This is a genomic window from Kiloniella litopenaei, assembly GCF_000982415.1.
GTDB classification, from domain to species: domain Bacteria; phylum Pseudomonadota; class Alphaproteobacteria; order Kiloniellales; family Kiloniellaceae; genus Kiloniella; species Kiloniella litopenaei.
The window spans coordinates 399678-415786 of record NZ_LANI01000002.1; the positions used below are offsets into that span (position 1 = coordinate 399678).

Genomic DNA, 16109 nt, shown 5'->3' on the forward strand with positions numbered 1-16109 from the left:
GTGTTGTTTTGCTCATTCGGGAATTTGAGCGAGTAATTTAGCCGTCATTGATTTGTTCTTGTTTTTGATCGAATAATCGGCCAGTGCTTTTCGCCCACCAACAGCAAAAACGGCAACGGCAGCCAATAAATCTTTCAACTGTTGCGCGGCACCTTCATCAAAAGGACAATAGGCACCACCGGACAACCTTGCAAATTGCCTGAAAGCCGTTGCAACAATACTGTCGTGTCCTTCGTGGAACATAAAACATGGAAGACCGTGCAGCCCCAGCTGCCCTGCCAGATGACCAAGGGTGTCAATATCCTCTTCCATTGCATCCCCGACAAAAACCAACGCATTCACTTTTTGTTTGTTGGTTTCTTTAACGGCACGTTTGAAAACCTTTTCGATTTGCGTGCTACCGGCCAAGCACTGAACAGATGTCATTAGCCGGGTCAAATGCCCGGTATCACTTACCCAGGTAGAGGCTTTGCATTCTCCAAACCCGCGATAAAAAATCAGCTGAATTTCCAGATCGCCGACACGCCCTGCCTCTTCAAACATCATTGCTTGAATATGACAGGCCTGATCCCAGGTCATCTGCCTGCTTGCCGTTGCATCCAACGCGAAAATCAGACGCCCCTTTGCCGTTGTCGTTTTCGGAAGACGCGCAAGCCTGTCCAGGAAACGATCCACCTCTTTATCAGTGGATTTTTCCGTCGGGGAAGTCTGTCTTCCTGATATAACTGGCTTTTTTCCTGGCAAATAAAATTCCACTACCACATCTGAGAACAGAACGAAGGAACGTTTCGTACTATATAGTTATCTTCTCTCAAATTCATAGACTTGAACGTCTCCTTGATTGCACGACAACAATCTTGACTACCTTTATGTTTCCTGTCGGAACGATCCCGAGATCCTTTACAGCCTATGCGTCCCTTTGGGGGAGCTCCTTATCCAGACCGATTGCACTTAACAATGATCTTACTTCCTGGCGCGCAGCAACATGACTCATGCTCATTGTTACGCCAGTTCCTTTTTCATCTAAATCAAGCAAGGTAAGACCCTTGGGAAAGAGTTCTCTGAAGATCACCCGTTCTCCAAAACCAGACGCCAGCCTGAATTGCAGGCGTTTAGCCAAATGTTCCAGCAAAACACCCATATCTCTTTTGTTCTTTGCATCGATATGGGAAAGCCTGTTCCGCATCACCACCCAGTCGATCGGTTTTTTCCGCTGAACAGCCCGTTGTTGCCGTTGTTCCCAAACCATTTGGCTATAGGTACTTGGGGTCAATTTCAACTCATCGTTTTGGACTTCGACTTTCGCCAACATATCCATATCGAGAAAGCTGTCATTCAAGGGAGTGACCAGAATATCGGCATAGCTGTGGCCAAGGCGTGAAAGATAGTTATCACTACCCGGAGTATCAAAAACAATGAAATCCAGTTTCCAAAGTTCGGTCATCGCCTTTTCCAGGTTTTCGCGATCTTCCGTTTCACTTTCTTCTGTTGTTTTCGCTTGGGAACGATATACGCGCCTGTGTTCAGGCATGGGTATTAAGCTGTCTGATTTTTCGGCGAAGTTCGATCTGTTCTCTAGATAGCGGGACAAGGTCCCCTGTCTCGCATCCAGATCAATTGTCCCCACGCTGTACCCTTCTTTAAGAAGGGAAACAACCAGATGCATTGTCGTTGTGGATTTACCCGATCCGCCCTTTTCATTGCCGATCACCACAATTTTGGGACGATGTTGCGCGTTCTGCTCAGTCATAAAAAAGTATCTAATTTAAAATAATAACCCTAACAGACTATATGCCTTTTAAGTGCTTATAAAGCCACAAAGAATATACAACTTCAGTTTGTTTGTAATTTTCAGGGCCGATGGTCCCCATGAACAATCTTATAAACCTGATTTTTTTATTTGCGATTTTTTGCTTGCGATTTTTCAAGCAAGAGGCAAAAGCTGTCGTCCACACATACTTTTCAAGGCAAAACAATGCGTGCACCAACACTTTGGGATTTTCTTTTACTAACATCCTTGGCTGCCATCTGGGGCTCTGCTTTTCTGGCGATCAAAATCACAGTCGAAGACATTCCCCCCGCGACCATCGCGGCAGGACGATTGTTGGTCGCGAGTATTGTTATCTATGCCTATATGCGATCTCGGTCACTTCATTTACCAACTGACCCGAAATTCTGGCATCAAATAATTCTGATAAGCTTTTTCAGTATGGCGGCCCCTTTTGCCATGATTAGTTGGGCCGAACAATACATAAGCTCGGGCCTTACCGCCATCCTGATGGCAACAGGCCCGTTGATCGCCCTCATCCTGTCCCACTTCTTCAGCACTGATGACCGCTTTACCCTGTTCAAATTCTTGGGTGTGCTTGTTGGTTTCGCGGGTGTCCTTGTTGTGCTCGGCCTCGATAGCTTCTCAGGGATTGGTGATAACTTTTACGCCCAGATCATCACAATGCTTGCGGCTATGTGTTATGCCTGTTCAGGGATTTTGGTACGAAGAATAAAAGAGAAATCGAACACGGTGGTAACGGCTTCTATCCTGATATCCGCAACCGCCCTGATCTTGCCCGTCAGCCTTATATTCGAAGCACCTTGGGTCGCAATTGCATCCAGTGAAAGCAATTCTATTTTTGCCCTTCTATATCTGGGACTTATCCCGACGGCACTCGCGTTTATTCTCAGGTTCTACCTGATCAGGGAGGTTGGTGTCACCTTTGCGTCTTATGTCGGTTATCTCGTTCCATTTTTTGGTGTTTTATGGGGCGCGTTATTTTTGGGGGAACGCTTACCATCGACAACGATAATAGGCTTGTTGCTTATTCTGTCTGGAATTGCGGTCAGCAGGATGCACTTTAAAAAATATCAAGAAGATATATAAGCTTTTTGAGGCCATAAAAAAATGCTGGGAACAACATGTGCCCCAGCATTTTACCATCAATACAACATTGTATCAGTAGGATATGATATTAAACCCTAAGCACTTTGAATTTCCCTAAGGAAGTTCTGCACCTGAGAATTCAAACGATCCCCTTGGGTTTTTAACTCGTCGACCGCTGTCATTACCTGATCAGAAGCTTGCCCTGATTTGTCTGCGGCCTGGCTAACACCTGAAATATTCGCGGAAACCTCTTGTGTACCGCGCGCAGCCTCTTGGGTATTACGGGCAATTTCCTGTGTAGCCGCCCCTTGTTCTTCGACCGCAGCCGAAATACCAGAAGCAATCTCATTAACCTGGTTAATAATTTTGCTGATACCTTCGATATCACTAACAGCTGAACCTGTCTGACGCTGCATCGTCGCAATTTGCTCGGAAATATCTTCTGTCGCCTTAGCAGTTTGGTTCGCCAGTGACTTCACCTCGGAAGCAACGACAGCAAAACCTTTACCAGCTTCTCCAGCGCGTGCAGCCTCAATGGTTGCATTCAACGCCAACAGATTGGTCTGTTCCGCAATATCATTGATCAGGTGTACAACCTCACCAATTTTTTGCGCAGCATCAGATAGTTCCTGAACGGTTTGGCTTGTTTTGGTTGCTTCGCTGACCGCACGACTGGTCACATCAGCAGATTCCATGACCTGTCGACTAATTTCATTAATAGACGCAGAAAGTTCTTCCGCCGCAGAGGCAACAGTTTGAACATTGGTTGATGCCAAATCAGATGCCGAGGCAACGGCAGAGGACTGTGCTTTTGTTTCATCGGCAATCGTTGACATGGTCGAGGCAGTATCCCCCATACGTCCCGTAGAACTTTGTAATCCGGAAAGAACTTCTCTGACCTCACCATCAAAGCGTGCTGCCAGCTCTTCCATACGTCTGGCACGTGCTTCACGCTCTTGACGCTGTTGCCGACGTTCGGCTTCGTTACGCTCGTTTTCGATCAAATTTTCTTTAAAGACCAAAAGCGACCGTGCCATCTCGCCAACTTCGTCACGATTATCCACAGCAGGAATATCAACGTCCTTATCCCCTTCGGACAGACGCGTCGTCACATTGGTAATTTGACGAATAGGGCCAGTCAGGCTTCGTAAAACGACGACCCCAATAGCCACCATCAGAATGAAAATCACAACGGCGGCCCCTATGATCAAACTACGAATAGAAGACGCATTTTCATCGGCTTCTTTTGAAACCTTCTCCACATTGGCAGAAACGGCTTCGACATCAGCAGACACCTTGGCAACACGTTCGGAAATAGCCATTAGCTCTACTTTACTCAAGTTCGCCATTTGACCAATTGGGCCTTCCAATTTACCAAAAGCTTCAACCAACTGGTCTGTTCCGCTATCAAAATTGAGCGTCGTTTTTGCAAAATTTTCAAAATCTTTCAGGTAAGTAGCAACCAGGTCCTGAATTTTTTTCTTCTCTTTTTTCGAAAGCAACGCGTATTTAACATTACGCAGGAATTTTTTACCTTGTTTAAGGACGGCTTTCATATCGTCCTGTTCGTGCGTAATAATAAATGTTTTTTCAACTGTTCTTATTGCGGTCATCTCGCCAGCAAGCTTGATAAGATACGGAGCTTTCAAACTATCTTCGATCGCAAAGGCCGAATTATTTAGTTTCCCTTTCAGGCCAGCATTCTTGGTCATACCCAAGGTAGATTTGTCTTGAACAACAACACCAAATCCATCTTCATAGGCTCTTAATTTTTTTTCCAAGTCCTGAGCTGCAACCTTGATGTCATCATTGGTCGCGTGTTCTTTCAGTTCTTTTATTTTGACGTTAACAATGTCCATTTCCCTAAAGAAGAGATCTTCAAACTTAAGATCGCTTTTCAAAAGGAAATCTTTTTCGTTCAACGCCAGACGATTGATAACGACTTCGATCTCATCAACAAGCTTTTGAATAAGCTGAGCCTCTTCCAACAGGACCTGGTCCTTAGCCAATAATTCCTGGCTTTGCGCTAACTTAACCTGGTTTTGGGCCAGCTGTTCACGACTTTTCGACAGAAGAACATCACCCACAAAATATATCGTACAGATGACACCCAAAGCAATGATACCCAATAGCATCAAAGCCGATATTCTGGTTGTTAAAGAGAAGTTTCCAAGGAATGTTGTTCGGGGAGCTTCTTCTTCATCCACACCAAATTCTGGTTCGGCCACAAGTTCAGCTTCCTGTTGGGCCTGATCACCCGAAGCCCCTACTCCTTCAAGCTGTCCGTCCCCTCCGTCTTGCACGTGAGACGCATCTGAATTCGGCTCATCCATAGTGGCTTCATCTTGGTTTTCATCTGTATTTTTGTTTTGATCTTCTGACACGACTTGACCCGACCTTATTAACAAGTCTCTTTACGAGAGAATTATACTATTGCTTTTGTAGCAGTTAGGACGATTATTCGTGGTGAGCGTTAACATAAAGTATACCAAAAGCTAATAATTACTGAATCTGTGAGATAAGTGATAAAATGTTAAAAAAAGATCGCGTTACGTACATAAACAGACGGCTAAAAGAGATTTATCCAACCCTGCCGATTCCACTCGATCACACAGATCCCTATACCTTGTTGGTTGCGGTGCTACTTTCTGCGCAATGTACCGATGAACGCGTTAATAAAATCACGCCAGCTCTTTTTAAGCGAGCAGATAATCCCTTTGATATGGTCAAAGTGCCGGTGGACGAGATCAGAGAGATAATTCGTCCCTGTGGACTGTCACCGCGTAAATCAAAAGCAATTTCAGAATTATCCAGAATATTGATCGACAAGTATAACGGTGTGGTTCCACAATCGATGGAAGCATTAGAAGAATTGCCCGGTGTAGGTCACAAAACTGCGGGTGTTGTGATGTCCCAAGCATTTGGTGTTCCGTCATTTCCCGTTGATACCCATATACATCGTCTTGCCCAGCGATGGGGTTTAACAAATGGGAAAAACGTAGATCAGACCGAAAAGGACCTCAAACGATTGTTTCCCCGAGACCGTTGGAATGATCTTCACCTGGAAATCATTTATTATGGCAGGGAATACTGTTCGGCCCGGGGGTGTGATGGAACCAAATGCGAAATTTGTACGACCTGTTACCCCAACAGAACCAAACCGGTAAAAACCAAAAAATCCTAAAGACTGCTACCCTGTCCTAATCGATATTTCAGTCATACCCTATTGGGACATGAAACACTTATAACTTGATTTTTAAGAAGAAATCCTCAAATTAAGACTGTATTTTATCGCTCTTATATATCTAAAAGCGTTTCGTCCTAGGGGGAAATCATGACTGAATATATTGTTCTGGGTATTATTGTTATCGCTGGCCTTTATGCCATTACTGTTTACAACGCGCTGGTCGCAGGGCGTAATTCAGTAGAAAATGCCTGGAAACAGATTGATGTACAGCTTAAACGCCGTTTGGACCTTATCCCTAACCTTATCGAAACAGTAAAAGGCTTTATGGCGCACGAAAAGGAAGTGCTAGCCCAGGTTACCGAAGCAAGAACCCGTGCCTATAATGCTGATTCAAAAAGTGAAGCCATCGAAAGCAATAACCTGCTCTCAAATGCCACAGCCAATTTGCTTGCAGTGATGGAAAATTATCCGGACATCAAATCACAACAAAGCGTGAGTGATTTAACAGAAGAACTGACTGCGACTGAGAACAAGGTTGCTTTTGCCCGTCAGCACTACAACGACATTACCACAGCCCAAAATAATAGAATTCAGCAATTTCCCTCAAACATCTTTGCATCTCTTTTCAAATTTAACCTTGAAAACCTTTGGGAGCTTGACGAGGCAACCAGAACTGCTGCTCAGGAACCGCCCAAAGTATCTTTCTAAGATACCCACTCTTCTCATTGGCTTTATAGATGTCCCAAGATACTCTTGCCCTGATTTCAACAGATTTCAAGTCGGCACAGGCACGGAACAAACGCAATTCGTTTATTCTGTGCCTGATCATGATAATAACCGCCACTTTACTAGGTTATATTTCTGGCTGGGCCGCCGAAATTTTAACTGGCACCCACCCCGCGTTGATCACAGCACCTTACGACGCTGATATTATTTACCTTTTAAAAATAACAGCCTTAAGTGAATGGGGGATCATGGCCTCCGTGGGCATGATTATCTTTTCAATTCTGGCGTTAATCTGGACCTACTATGCCGCAGATAAAACCCTGTTACGCATGAACGGGGCAATTGAAGCTGATAACACAACCTATGAAGACTTACATAACGTGGTCGAAGAAATGGCGATTGCCTCTGGCCTGCCAAAACCCGCCGTCTATATTATAGAGGACACTGGCATAAATGCCTTTGCAACGGGTCTACGCCCTGACAAGGCATCAGTAACTGTAACAACCGGCCTTTATGACGTCATGTCACGGGATGAACTGCAGGGGGTCGTCGCGCATGAAATGGCACACATACTAAACCGAGATGTACAATATGCCGTTCTCGTTGCGGTTGGTGCCGGACTTATCGCAGTTTTCTCAGAAATCATGATGCGCTTTAGCCGGATTTTCTTTTATTCCGGCTCCTCAAAATCCAAGAAAGACAGCAAAGGTGGCCATGGAGCCATTCTGATCATTGTCGGCGTTGTATGGCTTCTTGCTGCCATCCTGGCACCGTTGGTTGCCTATCTCGTTCGGATGGCTATTTCTCGGGAACGTGAATACCTTGCAGATGCAACAGCGGCACAATTAACCCGTAATCCCAAAGGATTGGCGTCAGCACTCAGTAAAATTGAGGGTCACGCGCATTTAAAAGAAAAAAATGCCGCAACAGAACATCTCTTTATTATCAACCCAAACCGGACTTTCAGTGAACTCGCCAGCGATTTAACATCAACCCATCCAGCAACATCACTGCGTATTGAACGATTGATGAACCTTAAATAGTTTACCCCAATACAAACACAAGATTCTGGGTTAACTTTCGGGAAAAGGGTGTCATCTGTCAGCACCGAGATAAAAGTATTTGTACAACCACGATGAAATGAGATCCCGATGAGCTTTTCAGGAAAAACAGCAATTATTACTGGTGCCGCAGGTGGTATGGGACTTAACATTGGTCTTGACCTCGCTGATCAAGGTGCGAATGTTGTTCTGATGGATATCAACCCCGCCACAATCAATCTTGAAGCGCACAGTCATAAAAACTTGATCTGTTTTGAACAAGGTGATGTTACACATTCCGAGTTTGTGAAAGACGCCATGGATAGAGCCTTTCAGAGAACTGGGCGGATTGATTACCTTGTAAATGCTGCCGGGGTTTTATGGTTTGACAAAGATCGTTCGACCGAAGAGACCGATCTCGATGCATGGGATCGCATCATGGAAATTAACCTCAAATCCATGATCATTACCTGTCGCCATGTATTTCCCTATATGCGCAAAACAGGGACCGGATCCATGGTTCATATAGCCTCTATTCAGGCAATGCGAGGCGATGATAAGCCGCAAGTAGCATATCAGGCATCAAAAGCCGGGATTATCTCACTTTCCAAAACGGTTGCATTAGAAGGGGCAAAAGACGGAATCAGGTCAAATTCAATTTTACCTGGCCCCACCCTATCCCCAATGCAGGAAAGATGGATAGAAAACCCGGAGATCCAGCGTATGACCGAAAACGTGATTCCACTTGCACGCGCAGGAACAACACAAGACATAAGCAACGCAACACTTTTTCTTTTATCCGATAAGGCCAGTTATATCACAGGCACAGAACTGGTTGTAGACGGCGGCTTGTTGGCCAGACCTTAATCTCGTGGCCCCAAAAAAATAATCACCGAAAATAATTACCAAAAATAATCAAGGGACTGAAACCAGTCCCTTGATTTGCCCATAGGTGCAAAACACATGCACACTGCTTCCCGGGATTTCTCCCGAAACCCGTTTATTCAGGCATTAATATCTGTTCTGTTTCTATCACCGCCAAAGGCTTCGGCAAGAAGCTGTCGGACACCATCTTTTCCTTCGAATTCAGAACCACGAGATCCACTAAAAAGCTGCCCAATCGGCACCAGCAAATCTGCTTTCAGACGCGTAACAGACTCGCCCCTGCCTTCTGATTCTGGCACCTCTTCCCGATCACGGATCGTTAGCAGAGGCCCATCTCTAAATAGCGGCTCCAGAACATTCTCGTTTTCTTTGTCTTTGTCTTTTGGCGGCGGCGCAACCAGTTTACTGATCAATTCACCCAACCCCTGCCCTTGATTATCAAGAAGCAAGTTATCCCCAGCCTCAAGAAGGTTACCACCTTCCAGACCATTCATCACTTTTCCCAAAAGCGCATTTGCCCCCGCAGCAGAACCCGACTGTGCCACAGCTGTGGTACGCGTAACTTCTGCCTGAACAGACGCAAAGTTGAATGACAATTCACCCGTGGTGTTGTTCACATAAATATCCAACGACTGAACAGCTAGATAGCTCTGTTCTCTTGTACCTGACGCAGTCCCATCAGCTCCGGCATAGGAAATAGCCGTTCTTGAGCTCGTCGCAACGGATTGTTCAAAAGAAAAATTAAATTCATCGGAATTTTTAGCGGACTCTTTGATCGAATTCACTAAATTTTGCGCAAACTCCAAAGCCGCTTCTTTTGTATTGCCCAAACGTTCAAATACTTCGGCAAGCGTTCCCACGATAGAATCAAGTGCAGCCCCTAAAGTGCGCTGGACAGCTTCGGAAGGCGTTAAGGCACCTGATTGAGAATCATCCCCCTGATCACTGTCTTGCAACAGCCCCTTGGGGACATCAATCTCGTCATTGATCACAGATCGGGGTGACTGCCCTGCCGTATTTTCAAGGTCTGTGCCTTTGGCAGCTCTATTTTGATCAGCCAGATCCTGTCCTCGAAGACCACGAAGAGTATCAAGACCTTGTTGTAATAAGCCTAGTGCGGAAAGAGCCATTTTCTCCTCCTGAGGTCGCCCCAATCCTGAGCCAGTTGGTCAAGTATGAGGATCGAGCTACATGCTCCGACAATATGATTTATCCATTCCAGCATAAAACTTTATTATTAACGATTTCTTAATTTCCTTATCGTTCGACTGATATATTACTCTTCAAACTTAGGAATAGACTTATTTTCACCTTTTTTGTTCGCACTTGATGTTCATTTTTGTTGTCCTAAAATGACACCGCGGCATGTCAAACACATCCTGTCCTGCAAACTAAAGTATTATAAAAACGTTCAATTAACGATCCAGCAACAGGCAGCCATGCATTTTTTGCGTGCAGCCATGCGCAAAATGCATATCTGGGCTTCCGCTGGCACATCTTGTCGCAGGCTCTACTTCCCTTTAAGAAGGTCTCACAAAATATACTCCACAACACCAAGGAGAGCCCCTTCCATGAGCCAATTGTTAAAATGTATCTCACCTGTAGACGGATCCGTTTACGTTGAGCGCCCGCTATCAAGTGATGGTGATATCCAGAAAGCACTGGACAAAGCTGTCGCTGCCCAAAAAAGCTGGCGCAAAGTACCGATCAGCGAAAAACAAGCCCTGTTAAGCAAGGCAGTTGATTACTTTGTGGCGAACAAAGATGCCATTGCCGAAGAAATCACATGGCAAATCGGTCGCCCGATCTCTCAATCCCCTGGCGAAATCGGTGGCTTTGAAGAACGTGCGCGTTACATGATCGACATTGCCCCGGAATCACTTGCCGACCAGAACGTTGGTGATAAAGAAGGCTTTACCCGCTTTATCCGCAAAGAAGCTCTCGGCGTTGTTTTTGTTGTCGCGCCATGGAACTTCCCTTTGATGACAGCTGTTAACTGTATTGTTCCTGCTCTTTTGGCTGGCAATACAGTTCTACTGAAACATGCTGCTCAAACACCACTTTGCGCAGAACGTTTCAGCGAGGCTTTCAAAGCTGCAGGTCTGCCAGACGGTGTGTTCCAGCACCTGCACATGGGCCACGACAGCGCTGCAAAACTAATTGGATCCGAAGGGGTTGATTTTGTTAACTTCACCGGCTCTGTTCCAGCCGGTCATGCCATTCAAAAAGCAGCTTCCGGGCGTTTCATTGCTACTGGCCTTGAGTTGGGTGGTAAAGATCCCGGTTATGTGCGTGCAGATGCCAATGTTGCGTATGCCGTCGAAAGCCTTGTTGATGGTGCTATGTTCAATTCTGGTCAATCCTGTTGCGGTATCGAGCGTATCTATGTGCACGAAAGTGTATATGATGACTTTGTATCCGGTGCCGTTGATCTATTAAAACAGTACAAACTTGGCAACCCGACAGATACAAACACCAATCTGGGTCCCGTCGTAAAAACCAGCGCGGCAGAATTTGTCCGCGGTCAGGTTGCCGAAGCTGTTAAAGCAGGTGCGGAAGCCCTAATTGATCCCGGTTTCTTTGCTGCTGACAAAGAAGGCACTCCATATCTTGCACCACAACTTGTTGTTGGTGTTGATCATTCCATGCGTGTGATGAATGAAGAGAGCTTTGGCCCGGTTGTTGGCGTGATGAAAGTTTCATCCGATGAAGAAGCCATCAAGCTTATGAACGACAGCGAGTTTGGATTGACCGCCTCCATCTGGACAGAAGATGCAGATGCTGCATTGGCAATTGGCGACGATATCAACACAGGCACATGGTTCATGAACCGTTGTGATTACCTCGATCCGGCACTGGCCTGGACTGGCGTGAAAAATTCCGGTCGCGGTTGTAGCCTATCCAAAGTTGCTTACGAGCACCTGACCCGCCCTAAATCTTTCCATCTGCGAACAAAGATTTAAGGTTAATTACACAGAGGCCCGAACACAGAGTTCGGGCCTTTTCCGATTAAACTCTATGATGTTTTAAAAATTTTTCAACAGGGCCATAAAAAAGATCTTCTTGAACACGTATCTTTTCATCTGACCAACTCCACCATTTAATATCGAGAAGCTCTTTGATTTGTTCTTCACTGAAACGATATTTTATTACCTTGCTAGGGTTTCCGACAACAATCGCATAAGCTGGTACGTCCTTTGATACGACCGCTCCTGCACCAACAATTGCCCCATCTCCAATTGTTACACCAGATAGAATCAAAGCCCGTGCACCGATCCATACATCATTCCCAATGATGATCCCTCCTTTTGTAACAGCATCTAAATTTTCCTTCCCCGGCTCAAAGATCTTTGTTTTAAAAGGATAGGTAGATACAAGGTTTGTTGGATGATCAACTTTTACTAAAAAAGAGACATCTGGACCAATAGAACAAAAATCACCAACAACAACAGGAGTATCATCGGATGCCCCAGCAATCATGTTTTTATTAATACCATAGGTGTGACGCCCCACAGATACACTGTTCGGCAAACGGTCTTTACGTTTTTTCAGGCCAAGAAGCTTGCGAATTTTATTCTTAATTACCCGCAAAACATTTCTCCTGTAACCATTTTATATCTCCAATACTGAATGGCATCTTCTAATCCCTCTTCAAGAGAATATTCTGGTACGTAACCAACCTCATCTCGTAAGCGTTGATTTGCACCAAGCAATTTCAACGGCTCGCCCGCTCTATCGGGAAAAGCTCCCACCTGTAACAGGTTTGGTTTACCCAGAAGTTCACAGATGGTTTTTGCAACATCAACTAACTGGACGCCTTCTCCGCTGGAAATATTAACAGCGCCTTGAACATCGGACATCATTAAAGCAGCGAAAGCTCGTCCCACATCCCGACTATCCAGAAAATCTCTCACTTGAGAACCTGAAGACATCTTAGCGTCAAGATCACGGAGCAATGACGTAATAATAGAAGGAACAAATCGCGTGTGGGCTTCCCCCCGACCATACAGCAAGAATACCCGTCCCCAAGCAAAGCTATGTTCATCATTACTTAAGCGCTCAAGCACACGATAGCAATCCACCTTACATTTCCCATAAACGGTCTCGGGACGCAAAGGGCTTCCATATTCATTCAACGGACTTTTTGAAACTTCTTCGGACCAGTCATATTCGGCACAACTGCCCGCACAAACAGCTCGGTGTCCCCCTTGCTCCCAAAAAGAGGTCACAAGATTTATGCTTTGTTTTTTCCAAAGATGGTTACTTTCAGCATTCCAGAAATGGCCATGCTCTGTCTCCCAAGCCAGATGGAGCAAATACTCTGCTTGAGCTTCCTTAACTATTCTTTCTGGTTCACCCTTTTGAAGGAGATCTCCGCATAAGACATCGGGCATTTTGGCATCATTTTTTTTTCGCGTAACAAGAATAAGTTCATGCCCTGCAGCTTCCAATGCTTTTACCGCATGTTGGCCAATAAACCCCATCCCGCCTGTCACAAGAATACGACTCATGGCTGAATGTAATCAGGATAATTAGCATCACGTTCGGCAATAATCTTTGGCTCAAAAGGCCATTGAATTGCAAACGCGGGGTCATTCCAACGCTGACCTCTCGCCAGATCTGACACAAACTCTTCGCCCATTAAATAAAGAAGCTCACTATCATCCCGCAAGGTTAAAAATCCATGAGCACAGCCCCCGGGAATCACCAGGGCCTGACGATTTTCAGCCGTCAGCTCTGCTCCGTACCACTTTAGATACGTCGGTGATTCTTTGCGTAAATCAACCACGACATCCCAGACTGCCCCTCGGATACAGCGCACCACCTTTGGGTCTGGTTTGGGAGTTGCTTGATAATGAAGTCCTCTCAAAGTACCTTGAGAGGTATTTCCAGATAAATTGATTTGTCGAATTGAAAAATCTATTCCGTTCTCTGCAAACAGTTGATCACAAAAGGCCCGCGCAAAAAAACCTCTTTCGTCCCCAAAAGGCGTGAGCTCAGTTAAAAAGAGCCCTTCAACATCTGTCTGCTCAAACTTCAAGAAATCACCTCTGTTGTTGGCACCGGAACAACAAATTTGCACCCCCAATCACTTACATATGATAGAGACGAGGATATCTCATCCCTTAGATTCCATGGCAAGATCAAGATGTAATCCGGTTTAAGCTGTGCAATTTCAGTTGGTGAAACCACCGGAATTCGACTACCGGGTAACAAGGTATTTTGTTTATGCGGATTAAGATCTGCAACATGAGAAACCAGATCTGTACCCACACCACAATAGTTCAGTAAAGTATTTCCCTTAGCAGCAGCTCCGTAACCGAGAACCAGTTTCCCTTCATCCTTTGCCTTGTGAAGAAAGGTCAGTAACTCTTCACGCAATTTTTGAACTCTGGGTTCGAAATTTTCATAACCAGCAAGGCGATCAAGTTTAGCAGCTTTTTCTTTTTGCCGAACGAGGTGCAGGTTCTCTGTTTCCTCACGCTTGCTCGCTGTTCTGCAAGCCCATACCCGATAAGAACCACCGTGAGTTTCGAGTTCTTCAACATCAAAAACACGGAGCCCATTTCGCTCAAAACACTTTTCAATAGCAATAAGCGAAAGATATGAAAAATGTTCGTGGTAAATCGTATCAAACTGAACTTTTTCAATTAGATTAAGCAGGCTTGGAAATTCAAAACTCACAACACCATTATCAGCAAGAAGAATTTCAAAACCCGAAACAAAATCATTAATGTCCGGGACATGCGCCAGCACATTATTCGCAGCCATTAAATCCGCTGCGCCATGTTGCTCTTTAACCTTGCGAGCCGTTTCCCGGCCAAAAAAGGCAACTTCTGTCGATACGTTTTTCTTTCGTGCCTCTTCTGCAACATTCGCAGCAGGTTCTATTCCAAGCACCCGAATACCGTTTTGAACAAAGTGCTGAAGCAAATAGCCATCATTGGACGCAACCTCCACAACCAAACTGGATTTGTTTAAACCAAAGCGTTCGGATGACTCTTTTGCATATTTTTTTGCGTGTTCGACCCAACTTGATGCATAAGAAGAAAAATAAGCATAGTCAGAAAAAATGTCTTCGGGCGGCACGACATCTTCGACCTGGACAAGAAAACATTCGCTGCACACCCGGGCATGAAGCGGGTATTGAGAATCAGGCGTGTCTTTTTTACCCTTTTCCACATAGGAATTCGCCAAAGGCGTTTTACCCAAATCCAAAAGGGTGTGTTTCAATTCCGTACCGCAAGAGCGGCAAGTCAATATGCTCATTCGTTTGCCAATAAAGTTTGGAAAGTTTCAATTTGTTGCTGCGTAATGTTTTTCACACAATTCCCGGCAGCGTGTTCTTTATACCAGGAAACGATCCAGTTCAGGGTTTCGTCCAAATCCAGACGCGGATGCCAGTTCAAGCTTTGTTGTGCTACAGAAACATCAAGAGCAAGCGCATGTGCTTCGGCAGGTTGCTCCTTCCCCTCTAATACCCAGGAATTGTCACCACCCCATAGTTTTAGCATTTTTTCGGTAACGGTTTGCACATTGTCAGAGCCATGCGGACCAAAATTCAAAGCGGGAAGAGATATTTGACCTGTGGCCAATGCCTGAACATAAAGCAAATACCCACCAAGAGGTTCTAGAACATGTTGCCAGGGGCGCGTTGCCAAGGGGTTTCGAAGAACAATATCCTTTTGTTCATAAAGAGCTTTAACAAGGTCAGTCATCAAACGATCTTCGGACCAGTCTCCCCCACCAATGACATTTCCTGCCCTTGCCGTCGCGACAGGAATTCCCTTATCAGCAAAATAACTTCGCGCAAAGCTATGAGTTACAATTTCCTGGCATCCCTTGGATGCACTGTAAGGATCTTTTCCCCCCAACGCATCACCTTCAGAAAAAGGAACACCCCTTTCATCATTTTCATAGGCCTTGTCACTGGTTACAACCAATACAGCCTCAAGAGACTGACACTGCCTTAATGCGTCCAGCAAGTTTGCAGTGCCCATAACATTTGTCTCAAAGCTTTCCAGCGGATCACGATAAGATCGGCGGACCAACGCTTGAGCAGCTAAATGTAGAACAATTTGTGGTTGATGCTTTTCCACAACGTTTTGTACATCGGAAAGACGCCGCAGATCGCCAACAACGCTTTTTTCATCGTTGTGTGCTAAAAGTGTATGAAGATTAGGTTCAGTTTCTGGCGCTAAGGAAAACCCGACGACATCGGCCCCCATCGAACGAAGCCATTGGTTCAGCCATGCACCTTTAAAACCAGTATGGCCAGTCAGCAAGATACGCCGTCCAAACCAAAACCCCGGGTCAAACTTCATGATTTAGTCTCGTCATCTATCATGAGTACCACGTTTCATCCCCATGCTTTTGCTTCCCCGTGCTTTTA

At 45.3% G+C, this 16109-nt stretch carries 15 protein-coding genes; 6 read left to right on the forward strand and 9 right to left on the reverse strand.

The features are described from left to right. Nucleotides 1-12: 12 nt before the first annotated feature. Nucleotides 13-744, reverse strand: coding sequence for a VWA domain-containing protein (locus WH95_RS03410; RefSeq protein WP_245622932.1), 732 nt, complete (start codon nt 742-744; stop codon nt 13-15). Between the two features lie 163 nt (nt 745-907). Further along, nucleotides 908-1750, reverse strand: coding sequence for a division plane positioning ATPase MipZ (locus tag WH95_RS03415; RefSeq protein ID WP_046502870.1), 843 nt, complete (start codon nt 1748-1750; stop codon nt 908-910). Nucleotides 1751-1975: 225 nt separating this feature from the next. On the opposite strand from WH95_RS03415, the gene WH95_RS03420 reads away from it, so the two are divergent. Beyond that, complete coding sequence (locus WH95_RS03420) at nt 1976-2878, forward strand: DMT family transporter (protein ID WP_046502872.1); 903 nt, start codon at nt 1976-1978, stop codon at nt 2876-2878. 95 nt (nt 2879-2973) lie between these two features. On the opposite strand, the gene WH95_RS21590 is transcribed toward WH95_RS03420, so the two are convergent. Beyond that, the gene (locus WH95_RS21590) at nt 2974-5262 is read right to left on the reverse strand and encodes a methyl-accepting chemotaxis protein (RefSeq protein WP_052741756.1); all 2289 of its coding nucleotides are present in this window, start codon (nt 5260-5262) and stop codon (nt 2974-2976) included. 146 nt (nt 5263-5408) lie between these two features. Between WH95_RS21590 and nth the strand changes: the two genes are divergently transcribed. The 4 genes from nth to WH95_RS03445 all read left to right on the forward strand — a co-directional run bounded on the left by nth (nt 5409) and on the right by WH95_RS03445 (nt 8698). Further along, nucleotides 5409-6062 (forward strand): endonuclease III, encoded by a 654-nt coding sequence (gene nth / locus WH95_RS03430; protein WP_046502874.1) that lies wholly within the window; start codon nt 5409-5411, stop codon nt 6060-6062. Nucleotides 6063-6212: 150 nt separating this feature from the next. Next, nucleotides 6213-6773: a LemA family protein gene (locus tag WH95_RS03435; protein WP_046502876.1), complete on the forward strand. Its 561-nt coding sequence runs from the start codon at nt 6213-6215 to the stop codon at nt 6771-6773. Nucleotides 6774-6802: 29 nt separating this feature from the next. After that, nucleotides 6803-7834, forward strand: a complete 1032-nt coding sequence (locus WH95_RS03440) for a M48 family metallopeptidase (RefSeq protein ID WP_052741757.1) — start codon at nt 6803-6805, stop codon at nt 7832-7834. Nucleotides 7835-7942: 108 nt separating this feature from the next. Further along, a complete protein-coding gene (locus WH95_RS03445; RefSeq protein ID WP_046502878.1) occupies nt 7943-8698 on the forward strand; it encodes an SDR family NAD(P)-dependent oxidoreductase in 756 nt (251 codons plus the stop codon). A 137-nt stretch (nt 8699-8835) separates the two neighbouring features. Here the strand turns inward: WH95_RS03445 and WH95_RS03450 are convergent, their stop codons facing one another. Then, a complete protein-coding gene (locus WH95_RS03450) occupies nt 8836-9846 on the reverse strand; it encodes a hypothetical protein (RefSeq protein ID WP_046502879.1) in 1011 nt (336 codons plus the stop codon). A gap of 441 nt (nt 9847-10287) precedes the next feature. Here WH95_RS03450 and WH95_RS03455 point away from each other — a divergent pair, with 441 nt between their 5' ends. After that, nucleotides 10288-11679: an aldehyde dehydrogenase family protein gene (locus WH95_RS03455; protein ID WP_046502882.1), complete on the forward strand. Its 1392-nt coding sequence runs from the start codon at nt 10288-10290 to the stop codon at nt 11677-11679. Nucleotides 11680-11725: 46 nt separating this feature from the next. On the opposite strand, the gene WH95_RS03460 is transcribed toward WH95_RS03455, so the two are convergent. From WH95_RS03460 to rfbG, 5 genes are read right to left on the reverse strand one after another with little or no spacing between them, the layout of a single operon-like run. Further along, nucleotides 11726-12307 (reverse strand): CatB-related O-acetyltransferase, encoded by a 582-nt coding sequence (locus tag WH95_RS03460; RefSeq protein WP_052741758.1) that lies wholly within the window; start codon nt 12305-12307, stop codon nt 11726-11728. After that, nucleotides 12298-13227, reverse strand: coding sequence for an NAD-dependent epimerase/dehydratase family protein (locus tag WH95_RS03465; protein WP_046502884.1), 930 nt, complete (start codon nt 13225-13227; stop codon nt 12298-12300). The genes WH95_RS03460 and WH95_RS03465 overlap by 10 nt, the downstream gene beginning before the upstream one ends. Beyond that, complete coding sequence (gene rfbC, locus WH95_RS03470; protein ID WP_046502887.1) at nt 13224-13757, reverse strand: dTDP-4-dehydrorhamnose 3,5-epimerase; 534 nt, start codon at nt 13755-13757, stop codon at nt 13224-13226. The genes WH95_RS03465 and rfbC overlap by 4 nt, the downstream gene beginning before the upstream one ends. Continuing rightward, nucleotides 13754-14986, reverse strand: coding sequence for a class I SAM-dependent methyltransferase (locus tag WH95_RS03475; RefSeq protein WP_046502889.1), 1233 nt, complete (start codon nt 14984-14986; stop codon nt 13754-13756). Before WH95_RS03475 ends, rfbC begins: the two co-directional genes overlap by 4 nt. After that, nucleotides 14983-16041 carry a CDP-glucose 4,6-dehydratase gene (gene rfbG, locus WH95_RS03480; protein WP_046502892.1) on the reverse strand — a complete coding sequence of 353 codons (1059 nt, stop codon included), beginning with the start codon at nt 16039-16041 and terminating at the stop codon, nt 14983-14985. Before rfbG ends, WH95_RS03475 begins: the two co-directional genes overlap by 4 nt. Nucleotides 16042-16109: the final 68 nt, after the last annotated feature.